Raw genomic sequence first — 23,819 nt, forward strand, 5'->3', positions numbered from 1 at the left:
ACTTTTAGTACATACGATGGGAAAAATTGCCATCGCATTCATTTATCTAATTTTTTAAAACAAGAATCAGAGACCAACTACTGATTCGCATTAAATATAATTATTTATTACCATAACCCGGCTTATGCCGCAAGCCACTCATACCCCCATCGAGAAGGTGTTCTGAGAGGGGTACAATCAGTCGGCGACTGAAAGGGTTTCACTCACTGACTGAAATGGTTTCAGTCGCCGACTGAATCCCGTTCAGTCAGGGAGTGAATAAAAAAGCATCGGGAAGCGTGTGTGTGTTTCCTCTGAAATGTAAAATAAAACTCAAAAAAGGACACTAAAAAATCGTTCGTTCTGACATACAATGGGGGTATACCTTTAAAAAATCGCAAGAATAAGGTATTGCATGAAACTTTTTTCCCGTTTACCTTTGCGGCAAATGCATAAAAAGATATTTATAATAGGTATCATGGTGTGGGGACTCGGGCTGATTTCCGCATATTCCTCCGTGCATGAACGCACTGTGAGTTCCTCTTATTCGGGCATTGAAAAAGATACGCTGCTCAAGGAAGTTTTGCTCGACGAAGTCGTTATCATCGGACGGCGCAAACTTATCGACGTGAGGCGGGACACCACTTTTATCAACACCCACAACCTGCGAGTACATAAGGGGGCGAAGCTGGAAGACCTCATCAAGAAGATTCCTGGAATGGATTTTGACAAGGAGAGCAGACTGCTCTCCTTCAATGGAAAACTGCTTAATGGAGTCAACATCAACGGTCAAACATTTATGGGCAACGACATCGCAGCCGCATTGGAAAATCTGCCAGCCGACGCCATAGAGCTGCTGCAACTCTACAACATGCTTTCGGAGATGGAAAAGATGACAGGAGTAAGCAACGGATCGGAAGATTTCGTCTTGAACATAAAAACCAAAAACACATACAACGGAAGCCTCTCCGGTTCGTTGACCGCCGAACACGGAAACCACGGCAGGCGGCGGGACGAAGCGCAGGCCAACATGTTCAACGCCAATGGCGAAAACATCTCTATCATAGCTCGTAGCGATAACCTTGGCAACATGAATGCGCTGAAAGGGAATTTCCAGAATATGTTGTCGGGCAATATCGTGAAGAAAATAGGCCGGAAAATGACGTTGAACGGAAGCGTGTCCGTCAACTCTTTCCACAACGTAAGCGAGAGCGACGACTACGACGAGCAATACCTCTCATCGGGCACGAAGCACCAAGAATCATCCTCATTGGTGTCCGGAAAGAATCATAATGACTTTGCCAACTTTTCCATGAGCTACAAAATCGACGAGAAAACCCTTTTAAACGTCAACGCCAACGGAAGCCGTGGGCAAACGGTCAGTCAAACCGACAACAAGACGGAGCTGTACGAGAAGAATTCTGCCATACTTCCCCTGACCTCCGGCATGCTGCAAGTCAGCTCCACGAGCAAGGCAGCAAACTATAACCTGTCGGCCGATTTTACCCGCCGTTTGAATAAATCCGGAACCTCCATCAGCCTGACGGCCGCCATCAATGGAAATTCAACCCGAACGGAAAGCGTCAGCCTGTCGCAAACCCGATACCATCGGTTGAAAAATACGGCGGGCAATGATTCTTTGCTTGTGCGCAACCTATATCAAGAAACACCCTCCAATCAGCATAACGGCCATGTTTCCCTGCTTCTTACGCAACCTGTCGATAAACGTTTGCGCTTGCAAGCCGGCTATGGGGTGCTATACAGAAAGACAGGCAACAGCCTCGACAGCTACGACCACATTGCGCAAACAAAACAACGCATAGACAGCTTGAGCAATGAAAGCAAACTCACCACAACGGGGCAGGAACTTACGCTGAGGATGGACTATAAAGGCAACTCATGGCACATTACCGGCGGCATTGTAATCGAACTGCAACGACGAAACATAAGCCGGAAAATTTTTTCCGCATCCATAGACACAACCGTCAAGGCAACGGAATACAAACCGGACTTCAGCGCCAAACGGCGAAAGGGCAAAATGGCGATAGAGTTCAAATATAACGGAAACAGTACACAACCCTCCATACACTCGCTTCTCACATCGGGCGACATAAGTAATCCGTTATCCATAAGGATAGGCAATCCCCATTTAAAAGCCTCCTACCGGCAACAGTTCGGAGTCAATCTGGAAGAAAACAAAACCGGATTGACGCTTTCCGGTAATTTCCGGAATACGTTCAACGATTTCGCCGAGGAGGTGCTGTACAACAATAAGACGGGGGCACGCACTTACCGCACAGTCAATATCGACGGCAATTGGCTGGCAGAGGGCATGCTGCAATGGCAGAAACTGTTGGGGAAATTCCTTGTTTCGGCAAGAGCAAGGGCTTCTATTCAGAACTCGGTCGGCCTTTTCAATGAAAATGCTCAAACGGAAGCAACCAAAAGCAGGACGCGCACCACAGGAAACAATATCAACCTGAAATGTAGTTATCAGCCACAGTGGGGATACATCGAACTGAGCGGAGGATGGCAGACGTACCGTTCGCATAACCTCCTGACTGATACGCATCTCGAAACCAGTGATTATAACATAGGCATAAGCGGCAGCATAGAGTTGCCTTATAATATAGAAGCCAGAAGCGATGCCGCCTGCTATTTGCGACGCGGCACCTATGCCACAAGTGCCGACGACCAATGGCTGTGGAATCTGGCCGTTTCGTGGAGCTTCCTCAAAAAGAAGCAGGCAATGCTTTCTTTCAGTTGGAACGACATTCTGAACAGACGAAACAACCTTGTCCGCTCTATAACCGCCTACAGCTATCACGAATCCTATCGCCCGCAAATCAGAAGCTACGTGCTTCTATCCCTTAAATATAATTTTAATCTTACCAGAACCCGGAAGAATCATCCCCATAAATAAGGATATAAATTCCGCAAAATCATAATTTTAAGGTATTGTATGTTTTTTACAGCACCATTACCTTTGTTCTGAAATAATTTATTTTTTTAACAGAATGAAAACAAGAAAATTTGTATTGCCTTTAATGGCCGCTTTTATTTTAGGATTCAGTTCCTGCAGCAAGGACGACGGTCCTGCTTACAGTGCTACTGTATTGAAAAATACCGAATTGATGACAGTTTTAAAATCCAAAGGGTATATTTTCGACAAAGAGGGGAAGTTAGAGCTTAACGACAAGGTCAACGCAACGGTGTCACTCGATTTAAGCGGAACAAAAATTGCCGACTTCACGGGGTTGGACATTCTTCCCAACCTCAAAGAGGTGAAACTCTCTGATAACGGCTACGGCCCGTCGTTCGATTTTGCCAAACTGCCTAAGCAGATTACCGGTATCGACCTTACGGGTAACGATATACACAATTATGATAATCTGGTAAAAGTGGAGGTGGAGGAAAATGGCGATGAAACAGTCACCAACCTGCGCGACATCACTAAACTCTACTTGCCTGCGGAGGCTAAGTTCAACATCAAAGACCTCGTACGTTTCTATCGCAAAAACGAAGAAAACATAAAGTCGGGCAAAATGGATGTAAAAATGATAGATGATAATGGCGCACTCTCCAAATACAACACGTTGCGCACTGTTCCCGATGAGAAAATCAGGGCAAATTTCAAAAAACATTTTTCAAGCATCTTTGCCGACGACGGCATCCATATAGATATAAATAAGCAACTAAGCATTAAGGATAAGCTGAATGCTTGTGTCTTGAACAAAGCGTATGGAGTAAAGAGCGCAGAAACATTGGAAGGCGTGCAATATATTATTGAGAACCCATATTGGGAAGGTAAAACTTTTACTATAGCATTGTCTAAAAAAGTAAAACTTCCATACATGAACTTGACTTCTGGTATTTCATACATGTATATTTCAAATGTAGATGTGCCGGATGGAATGGAATTTAAAAATGCTACAAAACTTACAACTATAAGCTGGACAACATCAACCGGTCTTAAAAAAGTTGATTTAAGCCAAAGTTCAGAATTCGGTCAGAGAGATATAGAAATGGAACAGAATGGACCTCATGGCTCTGCTTTAATTTTTATAGATTGCCCAGACTTAACGGAAATCATTTTACCTTCTAAAACAGGATTACGGGCTTGGCAGATTATATTGGCCAACTTGACCAATTTCAAGAAAGTAGACTTGTCTAATTTTAAATTAATAGAGACATTGGGAATAGGCGATTTACCGGAAGATTGTGCTATTGTCTACCCAAACTTAACAGAATTCCACACACATTTTAATGTTACAACTTACGGCTGTACTCAAAAAACATTCGACAGACAAGTTACAAAAGATTTTATAAAGAAATATTTTGTCAATATGAATCCTCAACGTTTGATGGAATCAACAACCCTTTACTTCAAACCTGCAATAAGAGGAGTTACATGGTCATCACTTATTAAATAATAATTAAAACTTAGTATCTATGAAACAACTTATGATTTCTACCGTTTTAACGGTAATGTGCCTTTTGGGAATAGTTACCAACGCTAATGCACAAGCTGGTTCTTATAATGGAACGTTAAGTAACGTCACGATGAATGGAAAGTTATACGATAATGTTACAGGTCAAGATTTTGAATTAACAAGTCTTGGTAACAATCTATATCGTTTGACAGGCGAAGTTGGTCCTATCGGGAAAATGCCCGGAACCATCTATGTTGATGTTAATATTGCAATTAACAATGGTGTCATTACCTCAAGTACACCTATAAATGGTGTAGCAGGATATTTGGCATTCACAATAGGAGGTTCAATTAATATAAAACTGAGCAGCCTAACCGGTACATTAGTAAATAATAATTTGCATTTTGTTCTTAATACTTATGCCGGTTGGCAATCTCTTCCTATATTCCCTGCATCTGTAACCTTTGACGGAACTCTCCAACCATAATCAGAGAGAATGCCTATAAGATGTTTTAATGTGGTGTCTTTGCCTCTTGATGCTTTTCTTTTTTTGGTTCTTTTGTGTAACAGTGATGACCATAAAAAGAGAAAAACCGATACAGAATGTGTCAACGAGGCAAAGACTATATTATATTGTGAATAAGATATCAACAAAGAAAAGAGGAGTCTAAACTATAATATTAAATAACTAAATAAGTATGCTAATGAAATTATTAAAATGGAATATTTATCTCTTGGCCCTTTTATTCTTGGGAATGTCGTCTTGCAGCAGTGATGAAAGATTAGAACAAAAGCCCGCCAACGAAGAATACCTCGAAAAGGCAAAGACTATACTGAACGGAGACATTGTGTTGTCAACAAAAGCCACAATGAGTGGTGTTGACAAAACTCTTCTTCCCCAAGGATGCCCTACGAAATTTAACTTCAAATGGGAAAAAGACAGTATGCAATTGTCGCTCAACGGATTCTCCGTAGGTAAAATGCCGCTAATAGTCTACTTCTCTTGCAAATGCAAGTTCATGCAGCTAAATTATTATGAGAAAAATGAATATGGAGGCGACGGGTGGATAAAGTTCGTCGGTAAAGACGGAAGTGTCACCGGAGATAACAAAGACGATTCCGGAGTACAGAAAGGCAGCGGAGCCGGCGTTATAGGCTATTTAAATGTAAAGACGGAAGAACTCATCTTTATTGTCGACTACAACATGATGAGTGTGCGCTCCGAATGCTTCTTACAAACCATCGACAAAAACCGTATCAAGAATTACGAGGAAGAGTTTGCCCAATATGAAAGGGACTTGGAGGCCTACAAAAAAGAGCACGGATTGTAAAGAAAGCGGAAAAGTCTTCATCAAATAAAATTCTTTATAAGTATCACTTACAAATAATCCCAAAAAACGGTATATATCAAATGAAAGCTAAAATCATTTTCCCTTTCTTTTTCTTTGTATACACTATCGCTATATTTTCATCTTGTAAAAAGGATGAAGATACATCACTCAATGATAGATCGAAAGAGAAAGATTCGTATTGGGGATATTTTAAAGGTTCTGTCAACGGAAAATATGTTCAGTTGGACAACAGTGAGCGTACCGATAACTTATCCATGCCTATTTATAGCATACGCGAGAGCTTTTATGCAAAACAAGCATGGACAGGGATTGATTCTATAAATATTCTAAATACGGGTATTGGCATTGACGAAAAGACTCAACTCTATATCAGACTATATAAATTGAATGTCGGTGTACGCAACTTAGGTACATACGATTTTGATCCGAAAGCATGGTATGAGAGTAATATAAAACTAACCAAAGCCTTTCCAAATGGCAATATAATTTACGAAGCCAACAGCCGTAATCCTTTCAAGGTCGAAATAACAAACGTTACTTGGCTTTCCTATATGGATCCCATTATTGATGTTAAATTAGAAGGAATTCTTTACAATGAGAAGAATCCCGAAGATTCGATAATCATACACGCCGGGTATGGAAGTCGATAATCCTTTATTTTATTAATCTTTAATCATCAATTACTTTCTTAAAAAGATAAAAACAGAAATAAAGATGCAAATGAAATACATTGTTTTTGCTCTATGTAGCCTGCTTGTTGCAGCAAACACGCAGGCGCAACATAGGGTAAAAATCACTGTGCAGGAAAAAGGGACGCAACAGCCTTTAATCGGGGCAAGCATCAGTTTTTCTACTCACAAAGACATGGCGAAAGCCCTGCACTGCATAACGAATGTGGAGGGAAAGGCTGTTATAGAGGCCGAAAAAGGGAAAAACATATATTATAAGGTGAGCGCAATCGGCTATGTTCCGATAACGGACAGCTTCCCGCCGACAATAGATGAAGCAACAATTACGATGCAGGAAGACGTAATACACCTGAACGATGTTGTTGTAACAGGGTCGCGCACGGAACGCCCCATCAAGCTGGCACCCATCACCACACAAGTGCTGGGGGGCAAGGCACTTGTGGATGCCGGATACAGCGACCTGCAGCATGCCCTGCAACAGGAAACGCCGGGAATGAACATACAGAAAGTGGGCTTCGGCAATGAAATTTCGATGCAGGGGCTCGACGCACGTCACGTCCTCTTTTTGCAAGACGGCGAGCGCATGACCGGCGACATGGCCGGCAATTTGGATTATGAGCGGTTCAACCTGCATGCCATCGATCGCGTGGAGATAGTAAAAGGCGCAAGCAGCACGCTTTATGGCAGCAGGGCTTCGGGAGCCGTGATTAATCTCATCTCGAAGAAAACCGTAAAACCGCTCGACATACAGGCGGGCGTGCGCTGGGCACAGATGAACGAACGTAACTATAAGAATCCCTCTCCGAAAGATTTCCTGTATATGTTCGAGAAAAACAGCGACCGCCCTAATCTTCAGGCATGGTTGTCGGCAGGTGTCAAACACAAGGCTTTTACTTCTCAGACGGATGTGTGGTATAGCGAAAGCGACGCTTTCTACATGTATCAGGCGGATAATGACATCAAGGTGTACACCAAGGAGGCCAACCCTTTTCTGCCACACGACATTACATTGAAGAGCGTGGCAACACGCTCGCCGATGGGCATCGAGGGAACAGAGCATATTTCCGCTGCACAGAAGTTCTATTATGAACCCGGCAAGAACCTATCCGTTCAGGCATACGGTTCGATGTTTTTCATGAACTCATACGACCTGATACAGGACATGAACTTCTCGCAAAGCCGCGATTTCATGGCAGGCCTGAAAGTGAGGTATAACGTGAAAGACTGGTTCACCGTCAACATGAGCATGCACAGCGACTTTTACGACCGCTTCAAGCGGCACGAAAGAATCGACACACGCAAGAAAGTATACAAAAGCCGTATCTTGCAACCCCGCCTGACACTGACAAGCGATTATTTCAAAGGGCACAACATCATATTCGGCGTGGAGCATATCAGCGACGACCTGACAAGCGACCGCTTCGTAAACCGGAAGATGACCACTCGTTCGCTGCGCGAAACAGAGTATTTCCTGCAAGAGGAATGGACGCCCAACGACCGGTGGATGCTCTCGACAGGCGTACGAACCAACTTCTCCGAAGCTTTCGGTTTCATGTGGATGCCCAAAGTGGCGGTGAAGTATTCGCCCGACAACCATTGGGCCATACGCGCCAATTATTCGATGGGTTACCGTGCCCCCAGCATCAAAGAGTTGTTCTTCAATTGGGATCATCTGGGCATGTTTCAAATCAAAGGAAACGAAGAACTGAAACCGGAAAAAAACAACTACTTCTCTATAGGCGCGGAATACAGCCGCGACAGGTTCTTCGTGAATGTCAACGCATACGGCAACTTCTTCAGAAAAAAAATAGAAGGTGTTTGGCACATCTACGATATGCAATACAACTTTGAATATACAAATCTGAGCAGCCAACGTATGTTGGGAGTGGAGGCCATCTTAAAATGGCACGTATGCGATTATTTGACACTCAACGGCACATACAGCTACGTCAATGTGAGCAAACAGGACGGAATACAGGTGAACACCACATCGCCACACGCCGCAACAGGCAGCCTCGACTATACGCTCAATAAGAGGAACTATCGGCTGAAAACCATCTTCAGCGCTTCGCTGATGGGCGAAAAGAATTTCGACGTGCAAGACCGCGTATGGGTGGAAGAGCACAAAAAGAGCTACGACGCATATTTCCGTTGCACATTGCCGACGTATGTGCTCTGCAATCTCTCTGTTGTGCAGACTTTCCATAACAAGGTGAAACTGGCGGTGGGAGTGGACAATCTTTTCAATTATGTTCCCCATACGCTGGGTTCGGGCATCACTATGTTCAACGTGCCTGCCACTGCCGGGGCGAAAGGATATGTGCAAGTAGAATTCCTTGTAGACGATATTGTGAAATTATTAAAACGAAAGAAATGAAACATTATTTCCTGACAATACTTTGGACTGCCCTCACGTTGGCTTCTTGCGTTGATTATGACGCAGAGCCTTTCACGGGAAAAGTGCTGCCTCGCAACACGGGATATACCACCGGCGTAACCAACGACTGGCTATATATCAACCTGCGAACCGGACAAATATTCAATCGATACAAAGTGAACGCCGATATCACCGAGGGTGAGCAAAAAGACCGGACCGATTGGGACTTGGCTTTTTGCGGCTACCGCATGCGTACAAACAGCGGCACGTCGGGGAACGGACAGGGCGGTGCCGCCGATTTAGGAAGCGGGGCGTACGAAAAGTGGCAAACCGTATCGCAATTGCCTTCCGATATCCAATGGGCTGTAGACGACCACTCCGTGTACATCACCATGTCGCGCAATGACTGGAACAAATATCTCATCGCTCATAAACTGGATTTCCAGCAAAACCCATGGTTTGACCCTAACCGGGGACCAGCAACCACATTGACGGATGCGAACCCTGTATTGGCAAAGGCCATGACTTTTTCCGGTCCGCCACCCGTTTATACTCCCTCGTTTCATACATACGTGGTGCGCACGGCCGACGGGCAGAGGTATTTCAAAATACAAATCATCAGTTGGTATAAGGCCGATGTGGAAATTGGCGATACGGGCGGACAAATGAGTTATTATTGCGATGAATTGAAATAATACCCGACGAACAGAATATAATATAAGAGAGGATGAGGCAAAACACATTGGACTTCCTGATATTATATCATAATGCAGGAGGCTTTGTTTTTTGCCACGTCTTCTCTATATGTACAATGTAACGTATCCTTTTAAAAGCAATCAGAACTCGCTCGTGAAGTGGAATTTAATATGTTTGAAGTCCATTTGAGCCATCTGAAGCACATATCCGCTATCGGCCAAGAACACATCCCTGCCCTCACGGTCTTTAGCCATATACTGGTATTTACGTTTTTTGAATGCCTCCAGCTCTGCGGCATCATCGCTCTCAATCCAGCAGGCTTTGTAGAGGCTGAGGGGTTCCCAACGGCACTTGGCACTATATTCATTCTCCAAACGATACTGGATAACCTCGAATTGGAGCTGTCCCACCGTGCCGATAATCTTACGACCGTTGAACTGGTTGACAAACAACTGCGCCACACCTTCGTCCATCAGTTGGTCGATGCCCTTGGCAAGCTGTTTCTGCTTCATCGGGTCGGCGTTCTCAATGTATTTGAACATCTCAGGAGAGAAACTGGGCAGGCCGCGGAAGTGCAGCATCTCGCCCTCGGTCAGCGTATCGCCAATCTTGAACGTGCCGTTGTCGGGCAGACCGATGATATCTCCCGCCCATGCCTCGTCGACGGTGGTCTTTCGCTGCGCCATGAACTGTGTGGGCGACGAGAAACGCATCGTCTTGCCATGACGCACGTGCAGATAGGGAGCATTGCGCGTGAACTTGCCGGAACATATCTTACAGAAAGCGATGCAGGAGCGATGATTAGGGTCGATGTTGGCGGTAATCTTGAAGATAAATCCGGTGAATTTGGGTTCCTCCGGCTCAACCTCACGCTCTTCGGCCATCACGGGACGAGGGCTGGGAGCAATCTCTACAAAGGTGTTCAGCAGTTCCTCCACACCGAAATTATTCAGTGCCGAGCCGAAGAACACCGGAGCCAACGTTCCCTTGAGGTACTCTTCCTTATCGAAATCGGGATAAACGCCGTCCAGCAACTCCAACTCGCCGCGCAACTTGCCGGCCAGTTGAGCGCCAATCCGCGCATCCAACTCTTCGGTATCGATATCTACCTCTACCTTCTCGGCCACCACTTGTTTGGAGGGCTGGTAAAGATTCAGGTTCCGCTCGTAGATGTTATATACCCCCTTGAAACGGATACCGCTCTCGATGGGCCAAGTCAACGGGCGCACATGGATGGCAAGCTCTTCTTCCAACTCGTCCAGCAAGTCGAAAGGATCTTTGGCTTCACGGTCCATCTTGTTGACAAAGATGATTACAGGCGTATTGCGCATGCGGCACACCTCCATCAACTTGCGGGTCTGTGTCTCCACACCTTTCGCACCATCCACTACAATGATCACGCTATCTACGGCAGTCAGTGTGCGGTAGGTATCTTCGGCAAAGTCCTGATGGCCGGGAGTGTCGAGAATATTCACTTTATAGTCTTGATAGTCAAACTCCATCACCGAGGTGGTTACAGATATACCGCGTTGCTTCTCGATGTCCATCCAGTCGGACGTTGCCGTCTTCTTTATCTTGTTACTCTTCACTGCGCCCGCCACCTGTATCTGTCCGCCGAAAAGCAGCAGTTTCTCTGTCAACGATGTTTTACCGGCATCCGGATGCGCAATAATGGCAAATGTTCTCCGACGATCTATTTCATTCATATTTCATTCAAAATTGGGATATCTCATCTTCCCACATTCAGCTTCTTGATGCAGGCACCAAGACTATCCATCCAATGCGGAATTTCAATATCAAACGTTTTCTTTATTTTTGTCTTATCTAGTACGGAATAATGCGGACGCGGAGCTTTAGCCGGGAATTCATCCGTATGCAGAGGACTTACTTTGCAAGTCGTTATGCCGGCCAGCCGATGAATGGCCAACGTAAAATCATACCAAGAACAAACTCCCTCATTGCTGAAATGGTAAACACCGGGCACAATCCCCCGATTGATTGCCGAGAAAATGGCGCAAGCCAAATCATAAGCATAAGTCGGCGTACCTATCTGGTCGAAGACAACACCCAGCGTGTCACGTTCCTGTCCCAACTTGAGCATGGTCTTCACAAAGTTGTTGCCATAGATGGAATACAGCCAAGCCGTACGGATAATTATTGCACGGCTGCAATTCGCCATGACCGCCTGCTCACCCGCCAACTTGGTAGCTCCATACACCGAATTGGGGCAAGGAGCCGCCTCCTCGGTATACGGGAGATGCCCCGTTCCGTCGAACACATAATCCGTGGATATATGTATCAACGCTGTGCCACAAACCTCGGCGGCAGCGGCCAGATAGCCCGGAGCCACATGATTCAGTTTATCGCAAAACTCCTGATTGTCTTCCGCCTTGTCCACGGCCGTATATGCGGCGCAATTCACGATAACGTCGATCCGATTGCTTTTCACGAACTCATGCACAGCCTGTTCGTCGCAAATGTCCAGCTCCTGTACATCAGTGAAAAAATAGGTGTGACGGGCATGCTCTTCCGACAACACTTGCATCTCGTTGCCAAGTTGACCGTTGGCGCCGGTTACTAAAATATTCATTTAAACAAGTTACACTTTAAATATGGATGTTACGATGAACAATTCTTTTTTAATCAAGTTCCAGCTCCCCCCGCTTCTCCTTGTCATAATAATTGGCAAGCAGAGAGATAAAGCTGCTGACAGCCTTCATGGCCTTGGACGTGCCCTCACTGATTTCTTTCTTCTGCAAACGCAGCAACAGCACGCCATAAAGCGCCTCGAAACATGTCTCTATTTCCGACTCTTCCTGCCGACCGTTCCTTCGGCACAACTCCACGATGAACGGCAATGCCTTGAAGTAAGCCGCATTATAGAACGGATATTTGGTGGAGGCCAGCAATGCTCCATGCAGCTCCGTCAGGTTTTGAACCACATTCCGGTTGATTTGCAGATGTCCTTTCTCCGTGACGCCTTCGGCACGCATCATATCAGCGAGGTTTCCATACCACTCTTCCAATGCGGCACGCTCCTCCTCCGGATAACGCATAACGATATTATCGCGCAAGCGGTCTGTATCGCATCCATTGGCACGGAGCAGGTCTTCCACCTGCCACATATATATAAGGTATTCGGCTATGTTTTTTTCTTTCAGTTGCTGTGCAATCTTCATTTCGGAAACCATCAATTATACACGATATTCGCTAATACAACGATTCGCCCATCAGCGTAAACACCAGTCCAAGAACGGACACCACCATGACAATGCCTCCGATGATCCGGTTCAATATCCAGATGCCGCGCAGATTGAATTGTGCACGGACTTTATTGACAAAGAAAGTAATGCCAAACCACCAAGCCAAAGCACCCAATGCGATGGCCAAGTATCCGGTGACAGCCTCGAAAACCAATACCCCTTCGCTTACAAAAGCAAACCGGGCAAACAGACCGACAAACAAGAAAATAATCAGAGGATTGGAAAGCGTGACGGCAAACGCCGTTATGAAGTTATGGAAATAAGAACCTTTGTTCGTGGAGACCGGACGAATAGACTGCACCGGATTACTACGGAACGTATAAATACCGAAAACCAGCAACAGGATGCTCCCGAAAAGTTGCAGATAGAAAATATTCTTGTTGACGTAATCAAAGACGAAACTCATCCCGTAGCCCGTCAGCAAAGCATAGGCAATATCGCTCAACGAAGCTCCCATCCCGGTTACAAAACCATACCACCGCCCTTTATTCAAAGTGCGCTGAATGCACAACACACCTACAGGACCCAACGGTGCGGACACAATTATACCTATTATGAATCCTTTCCACAATATATCAAATATGGTCTCTATCTGAATCATGGGTGCAAATATCGGACTTTTTTACGAAAAGAACCAATAGTGTTAACGTTTTTTCCACAGTATTCTCACATCAATGTCATTTCTTTGTTTCCGTCCTGAATAATGCCTGCTACCGCTTACTTAAAATCTGTTTTGAAAGAAAAACCTGCAAAAACTATTGCATCCCATATCAATCCATGAAATATTACCAGAATTCGGTATAGGCGCTTACTTTTGCTAAGTTTGACAGCTGCAAACCTTTGTCGTGACAGAGGCAAGTGTCCAAGCCGACAGACACAAGTCCTTGACACGTCAGACACAAGTGTTTGAGCCGTCAGAGACAAGTGCCTGACAAGGCGGAAACAAGCCACTGATATCCAACGTGATATACTTCAAAAACAAGCCTTCAGGTGAAACCATCGACCTGCTTCTTATCCCGAACCCGGATAAACATTACACGCAAGCCCTGTTTTTTTATTATCAATCTTTTTACCTCCACGGCGATTTTCCTTATCTTTGCCACACAAAACGAAGAGGATGCTTGAAAAAGTGACTCCGGCGATAAGACCGTAATTCATAAAATCGTAAATACAACCATGATTCTTTTTTTCAGAACCCCGTCCAAGAGCGTGATTGCCGCAGAGTGCGACCGCAACCTCAATCAGGCAGACAGCGACAAACTCTGCTGGCTTTTTGGAGAAGCCGCCCCCGAAAGTGAAGACAACCTGAAAGGACATTTCGTAGGCCCGCGTCGCGAAATGATTACCCCTTGGAGCACAAATGCCGTAGAAATCACTCAGAACATGGGCTTGAACGGCATAACCCGCATCGAGGAATACTTTCCCGTGAAAGACGAGAACGCAGACCACGACCCTATGCTGCAACGCATGTACAAAGGTCTCGACCAGAACATATTTACCACAAACCGCCGGCCGGAACCCATCGTACACATCGAAGACCTGGAAGCATACAACGAAAAAGAAGGCCTGGCCCTCTCCAAAGAAGAAATGGACTACCTTAAGAAGGTGGAAAAAGACCTCGGCCGCAGGCTGACCGATTCCGAAGTATTCGGCTTCGCGCAAATCAACTCGGAACACTGCCGACACAAAATCTTCGGCGGAACATTCATCATCGACGGCGTGGAACAAGAGTCGTCGCTCTTCCAAATGATAAAAAAGACCACACAAGAAAATCCCAATAAAATTATTTCCGCCTACAAAGACAACGTAGCCTTTGCCGAAGGACCGGTCATCGAGCAGTTTGCTCCGGCCGACCACTCCAAGCCCGATTATTTTCGGATGAAAGACATCAAGAGCGTCATCTCGCTGAAAGCGGAAACACACAACTTCCCCACTACCGTGGAACCGTTCAACGGCGCTTCTACCGGCACAGGCGGCGAAATCCGCGACCGTATGGGCGGCGGAAAAGGCTCATGGCCGATTGCAGGGACCGCCGTCTACATGACATCCTATCCCCGCACGGACGAAGGACGCACTTGGGAAGAAATCTTGCCGGTGCGCAAATGGCTGTATCAAACCCCGGAACAAATCCTGATCAAAGCATCCAACGGTGCCAGCGATTTTGGAAACAAGTTCGGTCAGCCTCTGATTTGCGGTTCCGTGCTCACTTTCGAGCATAAAGAGAATGACGAGACATACGGATACGACAAGGTCATCATGCTGGCCGGCGGCGTGGGATACGGCACTCAACGCGACTGCCTGAAAGGCAAACCCGAAGCCGGAAACAAAGTGGTGGTCATCGGAGGAGATAATTATCGCATCGGTTTGGGAGGCGGTTCCGTTTCTTCCGTAGATACCGGACGATACAGCAGCGGCATCGAACTGAATGCCGTGCAACGCGCCAACGCCGAGATGCAGAAACGTGCCTACAACGTGGTACGCGCGCTCTGTGAGGAAGATACCAATCCGGTTGTTTCCATCCACGACCACGGCTCGGCCGGACACGTCAACTGTTTGTCAGAACTCGTGGAAGAGTGCGGCGGCCTGATTGATATGAGCAAGCTGCCCATCGGCGACAAGACATTGTCGGCAAAGGAGATTATAGCCAACGAGAGTCAGGAGCGTATGGGACTGCTGATTCAGGAAGAAGCCATCGAACACGTGCGCAAGATTGCCGAACGCGAACGCGCTCCGATGTACGTAGTGGGCGAAACCACCGGCGACCATCGCTTTGCTTTCCAACAGGCGGATGGCATACGTCCGTTCGACCTTGCCGTAGAACAGATGTTCGGCTCGTCTCCAAAGACCTATATGGTGGATAAGACCGTGGAACGTCACTACGAGATGCCGAAATACCAACTTTCGCAACTGCACGAATATCTTACCAACGTGCTCCAACTGGAAGCCGTGGCTTGCAAAGATTGGCTGACAAACAAGGCAGACCGTTCCGTAACGGGCAGAGTGGCCCGCCAGCAATGCCAAGGCGAATTGCAGTTGCCGTTGAGCGACTGCGGTGTGGTGGCTTTGGACTACCGTGGCGAAAAAGGCATTGCCACCTCTTTGGGTCATGCCCCCCAAGCCGCGCTTGCCGACCCGGCTGCCGGCTCCATACTCTCCGTCAGCGAAGCGCTGACCAACTTGGTCTGGGCACCGCTTGCCGAAGGGCTGGACAGCGTATCGCTCTCCGCCAACTGGATGTGGCCTTGCCGTTCGCAGGAAGGCGAAGACGCCCGCCTCTACAAGGCTGTAAAAGCGTTGAGCGACTTCTGCTGCGCCTTACAAATCAATGTGCCTACCGGCAAAGACTCCCTCTCCATGACACAGAAATATCCCGACGGCAGCAAGGTCATTGCTCCGGGCACGGTGATCGTTTCTGCCGGCGGTGAAGTCTCCGACATAAAGAAAGTTGTTTCGCCGGTGTTGGTCAACAACGAAAAGAGCACTCTCTATCACATCGACTTCAGCTTCGATAACCTGAAGCTGGGTGGTTCCGCTTTCGCACAATCACTGGGCAAAGTGGGCGACGACGTTCCTTGCGTGCAGGATGCCGAGTATTTCCGTGATGCTTTCCTTGCCGTGCAGGAACTGGTGAACAAGGGATTGATTCTTGCCGGACACGACATTTCGGCCGGCGGCCTCATCACCACACTGCTGGAGATGTGTTTTGCCAACGTTGAAGGCGGCATGGAAATCAATCTGGACAAAATCAAGGAACAAGACCTCATCAAAATCCTGTTTGCAGAAAATCCGGGTATCGTGATTCAGGTAAGCGACAAGCATAGGGACGAAGTGAAACGTATCATGGAAGATGCAGGAGTAGGCTACGTCGCACTCGGCAAGCCGACAGACGAACGCCACATCCTTGTATCGAAAAATGGCGCCACCTACCAGTTCGGCATCGACTACATGCGCGATGTGTGGTACTCCACATCTTACCTGCTCGACCGCAAGCAATCCATGAACGGCTGCGCCAAGAAACGTTTCGAGAATTACAAGATGCAACCGTTGGAATTTGCGTTCAAGCCCGATTTCACAGGCAAGTTCTCCCAATTTGGCATCGACCCGAACCGCCGCACGCCATCGGGCATCCGTGCAGTCGTTATCCGCGAGAAAGGCTCGAACAGCGAGCGTGAGATGGCATACGCCCTCTACTTGGCAGGTTTCGACGTAAGAGACGTGACCATGACCGACCTCATCAGCGGACGCGAAACATTGGAAGACGTGAACATGGTGACCTACGTCGGCGGTTTTTCCAACTCAGACGTTCTCGGTTCGGCCAAAGGATGGGCGGGAGGATTCCTCTACAACCCCAAAGCGAAAGAAGCACTCGACAAGTTCTATGCCCGCGAAGATACCCTGTCGCTGGGCATCTGCAACGGGTGCCAACTGATGATGGAGCTTGGGCTCATCAACCCCGAACACAAGAAAAAGGGCAAAATGCTGCATAATGATTCGCATAAATTCGAGTCCGAATTCGCCGGCGTGGTGATTCCCGCCAACCGCAGTGTGATGTTCGGTTCGTTGAGCGGCAGCAAAATCGGCGTATGGGTGGCCCACGGCGAAGGAAAATTCTCATTGCCGTATGACGAGGACCGATACAACGTGGTAGCCAAGTTCAATTATGACGAATATCCCGGCAATCCCAACGGTTCCGACTATTCGGTAGCGGCACTGGCAAGCGCCGACGGACGTCACCTCGCCATGATGCCCCACCCCGAACGTTCCATCCTGCCCTGGCAGAACGGCTGTTATCCGGCAGAGCGCATAAACAGCGACCAAATCACTCCGTGGATGGAAGCGTTTGTCAATGCGCGCAAGTGGATAGAGGAGAAGATGAAAAAGTAACGATGTAACAAAGACATACACACAAAGACAGCGTGCCAAGGCTCTTTCGGGAACCTTGGCACGTTTCGTTTCTACCGCTACCCGCACAGGAGAGCCCGGAAGCCTTTCTTCCTCTAACATTCCGACATTGACACAGATGAGGAGCAAGACATAAAACAGTTATCTCTCCATCCGTTTGTTCTTTCCAAACAAAAACATTATTTTTGTAGTGGCTTTATGACTCTTGTCTACCGGCATCAATCTCAAAAACACCAGACAATCATGAAAAGGTTCTTTTTTTTCTTCACGTCACTATTTTCCCTTGTGTGCCCGGCACAAATCGACAAACACAGTGCTCTTGAAAACGAACTAATCAATAACCCCACAAGTGCCCCCATCCAAGATTCTTTTCAAATCAGTCTTTGGGTGTTGGCGCTTTACACCATTGTCATCATAGCGGCGGCAAGTACAATCATGCTCATCATCCTCATGCGGCAACAGCGAAAAGCCGCCGATGAAAAAATGCGTTTCTTCATCAACGCGGCCCACAACATACGCACACCGCTGACACTGATAAAAGCTCCCTTGGAAGAACTGGCAGAGCAAGAAAACCTGAGCGAAAACGGACAAAGAAATGCCGGTACTGCATTGCGAAACGTAAATGCCTTGTTGCAACTTACCACCAATCTCGTCAACCTTGAGCGCATAGACACCTACTCCGACTCCTTGTATATATCCGAATACGAGCTGAATACCTATATAGCAGAAACCGTAGACGCATTTCGCCCCCATGCCGACGTCAAGCATATCAACCTGACCAGCCAAAGCGACTTCCGCTACCAGAACGTATGGATTGACAAAGACAAGATGGACGCCATCCTGAAGAACTTGTTATCGAATGCCTTGAAATACACCCCCGAAGGAGGAAAGGTAGACATCTCTGCCCACGAAACGGACGACACATGGAGCATTGCAGTAACCGATACGGGTATCGGCATTCCGGCATCGGAACAAAAACAGCTTTTCAAGAAACATTTCCGGGGCAGGAATGCCGTCAACTCCCAAGTAACGGGAAGCGGCATCGGGCTGCTCTTGGTGTGGAAACTTGTCAGGCTGCATAAAGGGAAGCTGAAACTCAACAGTACGGAAGGAAGCGGCACGTGCGTCAAGATTACTTTTCCAAAAAGGAAAGAAGCGTTCGACAAGGCCGTGCAATGCCCCAATGCCAGACACACGCAGATGGTTTATTCGACAGCCGGAGTGCCGGTCAACGTTCCTGCCCCGTCGCTTACACATAAGAGTAACGAAGGCCAACCGTCCGACGGCAGCACCCGGCAAAAGATACTGATTGTGGAAGACAACAGTGAACTGAGGGAGTACCTGCGCGGCAGCTTGTCCGAACAGTATGACACACGCGTATGCTCCAACGGGAAAGAGGCTCTTACGTTTGCCGGGGAATATCTGCCCGACTTGATTATTTCAGACATCATGATACCCGGACTGAAAGGAGACGAGTTGTGCCATGCCCTGAAGAATGACATCAACACCTCTCACATTCCCTTCATTCTGCTCACGGCCCTGAATACGGACAGAAACATCATTGAGGGCCTGCAAAGCGGAGCAGACGAATACCTCGTGAAGCCTTTCAACATAGGCATATTACGTGCAAGCATAGCCAACCTGCTGGCCAACCGCAAACTGCTGCGCCAGAAGTTTGCCAACCTTGAACTGAACGAGGACAAGAACGGCACAGATTGCATCAATTGTTCCACAGACTTGGACTGGAGATTCGTTGCCACCGTGAAGAAAGAAGTGGAAGCGAATATGGAGCAACCCAACTTCAACGTAGACGCGCTTTGCAACCTGATGAACATGAGCAGAACCAGCTTTTACAATAAGATAAAAGCCCTGACGGACCAAGCTCCGGCCGACTACATCCGGTTGATTCGGTTGAACCATGCCGCCCAGCTCCTGAAAGAGCAACGATACAGCATTACAGAAATATCGGAGAAAACAGGGTTCAGCGACGCTAAATACTTCCGCGAAGTATTCAAGAAGCACTTCAATATGAGTCCGAGCCAGTACGCCAAAACCACACAACAAGGATGAACATATATATCGAAGCATTCTCCATCTTCTTCAAGATAGGAGCTTTCACCATCGGGGGCGGATATGCCATGGTGCCCTTGATAGAGAACGAGATTGTGAACAAACGAAACTGGGTAGCCAAAGAAGACTTCATCGACCTGCTCGCCATAGCACAGTCGGCACCGGGTGTTCTTGCGGTCAACATTTCCATTTTCATAGGCTATCGGTTGAGAGGGATACGCGGCAGCCTCGTCACAGCTTTAGGCACCATACTTCCTTCGTTCCTCATCATTCTGGCCATTGCACTGTTTTTCCACAACTTCAAGGAGAATCCCGTTGTGGAACGCATCTTCAAGGGCATCCGCCCGGCAGTGGTGGCCTTGATAGCCGCACCTACATTCAGCATGGCCAAGTCGGCCAAAATAAACCGCTACAACATCTGGATACCGGTGGTTTCGGCACTGCTCATCTGGCAGTTGAACTTCTCGCCCGTCTGGATAATCATTGCGGCAGGCGTAGGAGGCTACCTGTACGGAAGACTGCAAAACACCCCCCACTAATCACTAACCGCTAATCGCTCACCACTCACCATGATTTTCCTGCAATTATTCTATACCTTCTTTAAAATAGGGCTTTTCGGTTTCGGAGGCGGATATGCCATGCTTTCGATGATACAAGCCGAAGTTGTCACCCGCTACGGGTGGCTCTCCCCTCAAGAATTTACGGATATCGTTGCCATCAGCCAGATGACCCCCGGTCCCATAGGCATCAATTCGGCAACTTATGTAGGGTTCACCGCCACAGGCAGCGTATGGGGGGCAATCGTTGCCACCTTTGCCGTGACGCTCCCCTCGTTTATCCTGATGCTGACCATCAGCAGGTTTTTCCTGAAGTATCAGAAGCATCCGTCGGTCGAAGCGGTATTCGGCGGACTACGCCCTGCCGTGGTAGGCTTGCTGGCATCCGCCGCATTGCTGCTGATGAATACGGAAAACTTCGGCTCGCCTACGGAAGATACCTATTCCTTCATTGTCAGTTGCATCCTCTTCCTCGTTGCATTCGTGGGCACAAGAAGATACAAGCTGAACCCCATAGGGATGATAATTGCTTGCGGAATAGCCGGACTGATATTGTATTAGCCCGACCGGGGATTACAGTTTCACTTTCTTCCCCACGGATTTCGACTCGTTGTGCAGGCGGTCCAAAGCCGTCACCACATAGCGGTACTTGGTTTTCCCGCCCTCATAGGGTAACTTATAGAAGTTGTCGCGCGTCACGGCCACGATGTGCGAAGGGTCGTCAATATTCACCTTCTTGCCTGCCTCGAAACGATATACCACATATTGCACGGCACGGTTCATCTCCTCCCTGTATTTGGGTGCAGTCCAGAAGAGCATATAACCGTCTGCCGTCCACACCGGCTTCACCTTGCGCACCTTGGCGGGAGCTTCATTATCCATGAAATCAAACACCGGGGGTAAAGCCGGATATTTATGATATTCGGCAATCAAGGCATCGCGATACTTGCCCGCATTCTCCACAACCGCACTTGCAGGCCACTGGCAACTGCCTCCGATTGTCTGGTAAGCCCGTTGCCAAGCCATCTTGCGCGGAAGCTGATTCACCGACGGATTGTTCGGGTCGGCATGCTGCACCGTGTTCATTACAGACTGGCCGATGAACAGAGGTCGGTTCTCCGTATGCTTGGCCCACCACTTCACCAATGTTTCGTAATCGGCCGCCGGATGACCTATCTGCCAGTAAATCTGCGGGATGTTATAGTCTATCCAACCCTCGCGCGCCCACAACAAGACGTCGGCATAGAGGTCGTCATAGTTCTGCAGTCCCTTTGTCTTACTGCCCAGCGGATCGTTGCTCTCGTTGCGGTAAATGCCGAACGGAGAAACACCGAACTTCACCCACGGCTTAATCTCACGGATGGTTTCGTGCAGTTTCTTAATCAGGATATTCACATTGCTCCGGCGCCAGTCTCCCCTATCGCCGAAGCCTCCGCCGTAACGGGCAAAGCCGGCGTCATCCGGGAAATCCTGTCCTTTGATGGGATAAGGATAGAAATAATCGTCCATGTGGATGGCATCCACGTCGTAACGAGACACGATATCGCTCACCACCATGCAGATATGCCGGCGGCTTTCGGGCAATGCCGGGTCGAAATACAGCTGGTCGCCATAGGTCACGAACCACTCCGGGTGGATATTATATACATGGCCGGAAGCCAACTCGTTCTTTAAGGTTGTTTTGGTGCGATACGGATTAATCCAAGCATGAAATTCCATGCCCCGCTTGTGGCACTCCTCAATCATAAACTGCATAGGATCCCAATACGGTTCGGGAGCCTTACCTTGCACCCCGGTGAGGAAACGGCTCCACGGCTCCAGCCGTGAGGCATACAGCGCATCCCCTTCGGGACGCACCTGAAAGATAATGGCGTTGATGCCTGCCCCTCGCAGAGAGTTCAACTGGCTTATCAGCGTCTGCTTCAGCTTGTCTGTGGGGACACCGCGAAACTGCCCGTTCACCGCCTGCATCCATGCGGCACGAAATTCACGTTTGGGATGCACAGGGCCTGTTTGCACTTGTGCAAATACCCCTCCGGCCAGCAGTGACAGGAGAAGTACGCATAAAAAGGATTTTATTTTCATCTTCCGGTTATAACTTTTTAATATTCAGACACGCGTCTATTCTTAACAGTGCCCACCCTGATGCCGTCTGTCTCACAGGCCGCTCACCAAGCCGGGACATGCCGCCGCTACAAGAGCAGGAGGCGAAATTAATGCTTTTATCGAAAGAAAATCAGCACGAATCGGAAAGTATAACAAATCTTAACCATGCCGATATATGCAGACGAACACCCCGCCATGACAACACTGCAAAACGGAAAAACAGAAAGAACATGCGCGGTTTAGCGGTCGCAAGCCCGCAGGTCATCACCCGTAGGCCCACATCTTATCATCCACAACCTCACACTTCACCGTCTGCAATCCCACACTTCATGCTTGCTGCGCCCACACGTTGCGGTGCATGCAGTGTGGCGTCACGTCGGGCCTGCCAACATGCGGGGGAGATATTGCCTAAGGCGGAACGAATGGCTGTTCTTCCACCTCCTCCACCTTAAACGAGGGGGATATATGGGGGAGGTATTTTCTAATCTCTTCTTCTCTTTTCTTTTCTTCTCTTACGCGCGCGAGGGATAGCACACCTCGTAATTCGCTGATAAATTGATAATTAGGCTCAATTTGGGCACTCTTTGAATTGCTTGCCGACTGCGAGCCGGCAGGCAGTTCGCTCGGAGTTGGCAAGCAGTAGCCTGCCGGTCCGTGCGGAGTCTCCATACAAGGTTTGGGTACTCCCGCAGCAGTGGCGGCAAGAGAAGCTGCCGCTTGAAAATCCCCTTTCTCTTCGACGGCCGACCGCGCTTCTTCGCTCATCGGCGGCACTTCTTCGGCAACCGGCAGTACTTCCTCGACAACCGATTCTGTTTCTCCGGTCATCAAGCATGCCTCCTCGGCAGCCGACATCGTTTCTTCATCAACCGTTTCTCCATCCGTTGACAATTCCTCTTCCTTCGCCCTCCTCCCGGCAGTATTTTTCTTTGACACTTCCCTGTTTTTCCGCGAAGTGCCGAAGTAATCGATGGCGGAGAAGAACATATCTCCTTCGATGATGAACAAGCCGTAATTTCTGACTATTTTTTCGAGATAGGCCTGCGGAAATCCTTTCTGCTGCAATAGTTTCAGTTGTCCGAGGAAGAGACGGGGACACTCCTGATTGTAAAGCTGTTCGATGATGTAGAGATAGCTGCCGTAGCCTCTTGCTCCCTCTTCGTCGATGAGTTTGTAGAGCCTGCTGTCACGGCTCAGGTTGAAGCGATGTTTAAACCAACTAAGACCTTCCATAATTGCGTTATATATTGTGTTTGACTTACAACTACAAAGATAATGCTTGAAAACGCAAAATGCAAATGCACCAAACACCGGATTCGCGGCAATTTATCGCCTCTACAATATATTCTGGGAGGGGTAAAACGCCGCGAACCCGGCATTTCATAAAATTAGCGG

At 47.9% G+C, this 23,819-nt stretch carries 16 protein-coding genes and 1 pseudogene; 11 read left to right on the forward strand and 6 right to left on the reverse strand.

All coding sequences use genetic code 11. The features are described 5' to 3' along the window. The first annotated feature begins 427 nt into the window (after positions 1 to 427). From EV202_RS12850 to EV202_RS12880, 7 genes are all read left to right on the forward strand, one after another. The gene (locus tag EV202_RS12850) at positions 428 to 2,902 is read left to right on the forward strand and encodes an outer membrane beta-barrel protein (RefSeq protein WP_131927340.1); all 2,475 of its coding nucleotides are present in this window, start codon (positions 428 to 430) and stop codon (positions 2,900 to 2,902) included. 94 nt (positions 2,903 to 2,996) lie between these two features. Continuing rightward, positions 2,997 to 4,412 carry a hypothetical protein gene (locus EV202_RS12855; RefSeq protein WP_106070051.1) on the forward strand — a complete coding sequence of 472 codons (1,416 nt, stop codon included), beginning with the start codon at positions 2,997 to 2,999 and terminating at the stop codon, positions 4,410 to 4,412. A gap of 19 nt (positions 4,413 to 4,431) precedes the next feature. After that, positions 4,432 to 4,899: a hypothetical protein gene (locus EV202_RS12860; protein ID WP_106039976.1), complete on the forward strand. Its 468-nt coding sequence runs from the start codon at positions 4,432 to 4,434 to the stop codon at positions 4,897 to 4,899. 217 nt (positions 4,900 to 5,116) lie between these two features. Beyond that, a complete protein-coding gene (locus EV202_RS12865; RefSeq protein ID WP_373720932.1) occupies positions 5,117 to 5,743 on the forward strand; it encodes a DUF4903 family protein in 627 nt (208 codons plus the stop codon). 80 nt (positions 5,744 to 5,823) lie between these two features. Beyond that, positions 5,824 to 6,414, forward strand: a complete 591-nt coding sequence (locus tag EV202_RS12870) for a DUF5025 domain-containing protein (RefSeq protein WP_106039974.1) — start codon at positions 5,824 to 5,826, stop codon at positions 6,412 to 6,414. 70 nt (positions 6,415 to 6,484) lie between these two features. After that, a complete protein-coding gene (locus EV202_RS12875) occupies positions 6,485 to 8,830 on the forward strand; it encodes a TonB-dependent receptor (protein WP_373724166.1) in 2,346 nt (781 codons plus the stop codon). Next, a complete protein-coding gene (locus tag EV202_RS12880) occupies positions 8,827 to 9,525 on the forward strand; it encodes an HmuY family protein (RefSeq protein WP_106039972.1) in 699 nt (232 codons plus the stop codon). Before EV202_RS12875 ends, EV202_RS12880 begins: the two co-directional genes overlap by 4 nt. A 141-nt stretch (positions 9,526 to 9,666) precedes the next feature. On the opposite strand, the gene EV202_RS12885 is transcribed toward EV202_RS12880, so the two are convergent. Genes EV202_RS12885 through EV202_RS12900 form a run of 4 tightly spaced genes read right to left on the reverse strand, consistent with a single transcriptional unit; the run spans position 9,667 to position 13,390 of the window. Next, entirely contained in the window at positions 9,667 to 11,232 is a 1,566-nt protein-coding gene (locus EV202_RS12885; RefSeq protein WP_131927342.1) for a peptide chain release factor 3, read from the reverse strand. A gap of 23 nt (positions 11,233 to 11,255) precedes the next feature. After that, positions 11,256 to 12,116 carry a dTDP-4-dehydrorhamnose reductase gene (gene rfbD / locus EV202_RS12890; protein WP_131927343.1) on the reverse strand — a complete coding sequence of 287 codons (861 nt, stop codon included), beginning with the start codon at positions 12,114 to 12,116 and terminating at the stop codon, positions 11,256 to 11,258. Between the two features lie 49 nt (positions 12,117 to 12,165). Then, the gene (locus EV202_RS12895; RefSeq protein WP_131927344.1) at positions 12,166 to 12,705 is read right to left on the reverse strand and encodes a DUF4924 family protein; all 540 of its coding nucleotides are present in this window, start codon (positions 12,703 to 12,705) and stop codon (positions 12,166 to 12,168) included. A gap of 31 nt (positions 12,706 to 12,736) precedes the next feature. Continuing rightward, on the reverse strand, positions 12,737 to 13,390 hold the full coding sequence (locus tag EV202_RS12900; protein ID WP_131927345.1) for a LysE family translocator: 654 nt from the start codon (positions 13,388 to 13,390) through the stop codon (positions 12,737 to 12,739). 575 nt (positions 13,391 to 13,965) lie between these two features. On the opposite strand from EV202_RS12900, the gene purL reads away from it, so the two are divergent. The 4 genes and pseudogenes from purL (at position 13,966) to EV202_RS12920 (ending at position 20,879) form a co-directional block, all read left to right on the forward strand. Next, positions 13,966 to 17,673 carry a phosphoribosylformylglycinamidine synthase gene (gene purL, locus EV202_RS12905; RefSeq protein ID WP_106070059.1) on the forward strand — a complete coding sequence of 1,236 codons (3,708 nt, stop codon included), beginning with the start codon at positions 13,966 to 13,968 and terminating at the stop codon, positions 17,671 to 17,673. A 375-nt stretch (positions 17,674 to 18,048) separates the two neighbouring features. Continuing rightward, positions 18,049 to 19,761: pseudogene (locus EV202_RS12910) on the forward strand (hybrid sensor histidine kinase/response regulator transcription factor); the annotation flags it as partial. After that, positions 19,758 to 20,300: a chromate transporter gene (locus EV202_RS12915; protein WP_131927347.1), complete on the forward strand. Its 543-nt coding sequence runs from the start codon at positions 19,758 to 19,760 to the stop codon at positions 20,298 to 20,300. The pseudogene EV202_RS12910 and the gene EV202_RS12915, both read left to right, overlap by 4 nt. Before the next feature lie 30 nt (positions 20,301 to 20,330). Beyond that, positions 20,331 to 20,879, forward strand: a complete 549-nt coding sequence (locus EV202_RS12920) for a chromate transporter (RefSeq protein WP_131927348.1) — start codon at positions 20,331 to 20,333, stop codon at positions 20,877 to 20,879. A gap of 12 nt (positions 20,880 to 20,891) precedes the next feature. Here EV202_RS12920 and EV202_RS12925 read toward each other — a convergent pair whose 3' ends face one another. Both EV202_RS12925 and EV202_RS12930 read right to left on the reverse strand, forming a co-directional pair. Next, entirely contained in the window at positions 20,892 to 22,403 is a 1,512-nt protein-coding gene (locus tag EV202_RS12925) for a glycoside hydrolase family 10 protein (RefSeq protein ID WP_131927349.1), read from the reverse strand. A 429-nt stretch (positions 22,404 to 22,832) separates the two neighbouring features. Next, positions 22,833 to 23,657, reverse strand: a complete 825-nt coding sequence (locus EV202_RS12930; protein WP_106070064.1) for a Lin1244/Lin1753 domain-containing protein — start codon at positions 23,655 to 23,657, stop codon at positions 22,833 to 22,835. Positions 23,658 to 23,819: the final 162 nt, after the last annotated feature.

Origin of the sequence: Prevotella heparinolytica (assembly GCF_004342845.1) — a bacterium.
Lineage (GTDB): Bacteria > Bacteroidota > Bacteroidia > Bacteroidales > Bacteroidaceae > Bacteroides > Bacteroides heparinolyticus.

Coding starts and splice junctions, on each gene's coding strand:
- EV202_RS12915 (WP_131927347.1), top strand. CDS start 19,758: ATGAACATATATATCGAAGCATTCTCCATCTTCTTCAAGATAGGAGCT.
- EV202_RS12885 (WP_131927342.1), bottom strand. CDS start 11,232: ATGAATGAAATAGATCGTCGGAGAACATTTGCCATTATTGCGCATCCG.
- EV202_RS12865 (WP_373720932.1), top strand. CDS start 5,117: ATGAAATTATTAAAATGGAATATTTATCTCTTGGCCCTTTTATTCTTG.
- EV202_RS12875 (WP_373724166.1), top strand. CDS start 6,485: ATGAAATACATTGTTTTTGCTCTATGTAGCCTGCTTGTTGCAGCAAAC.
- EV202_RS12870 (WP_106039974.1), top strand. CDS start 5,824: ATGAAAGCTAAAATCATTTTCCCTTTCTTTTTCTTTGTATACACTATC.
- purL (WP_106070059.1), top strand. CDS start 13,966: ATGATTCTTTTTTTCAGAACCCCGTCCAAGAGCGTGATTGCCGCAGAG.
- EV202_RS12900 (WP_131927345.1), bottom strand. CDS start 13,390: ATGATTCAGATAGAGACCATATTTGATATATTGTGGAAAGGATTCATA.
- EV202_RS12855 (WP_106070051.1), top strand. CDS start 2,997: ATGAAAACAAGAAAATTTGTATTGCCTTTAATGGCCGCTTTTATTTTA.
- EV202_RS12860 (WP_106039976.1), top strand. CDS start 4,432: ATGAAACAACTTATGATTTCTACCGTTTTAACGGTAATGTGCCTTTTG.
- EV202_RS12920 (WP_131927348.1), top strand. CDS start 20,331: ATGATTTTCCTGCAATTATTCTATACCTTCTTTAAAATAGGGCTTTTC.
- EV202_RS12880 (WP_106039972.1), top strand. CDS start 8,827: ATGAAACATTATTTCCTGACAATACTTTGGACTGCCCTCACGTTGGCT.
- EV202_RS12850 (WP_131927340.1), top strand. CDS start 428: ATGCATAAAAAGATATTTATAATAGGTATCATGGTGTGGGGACTCGGG.
- rfbD (WP_131927343.1), bottom strand. CDS start 12,116: ATGAATATTTTAGTAACCGGCGCCAACGGTCAACTTGGCAACGAGATG.
- EV202_RS12925 (WP_131927349.1), bottom strand. CDS start 22,403: ATGAAAATAAAATCCTTTTTATGCGTACTTCTCCTGTCACTGCTGGCC.
- EV202_RS12895 (WP_131927344.1), bottom strand. CDS start 12,705: ATGAAGATTGCACAGCAACTGAAAGAAAAAAACATAGCCGAATACCTT.
- EV202_RS12930 (WP_106070064.1), bottom strand. CDS start 23,657: ATGGAAGGTCTTAGTTGGTTTAAACATCGCTTCAACCTGAGCCGTGAC.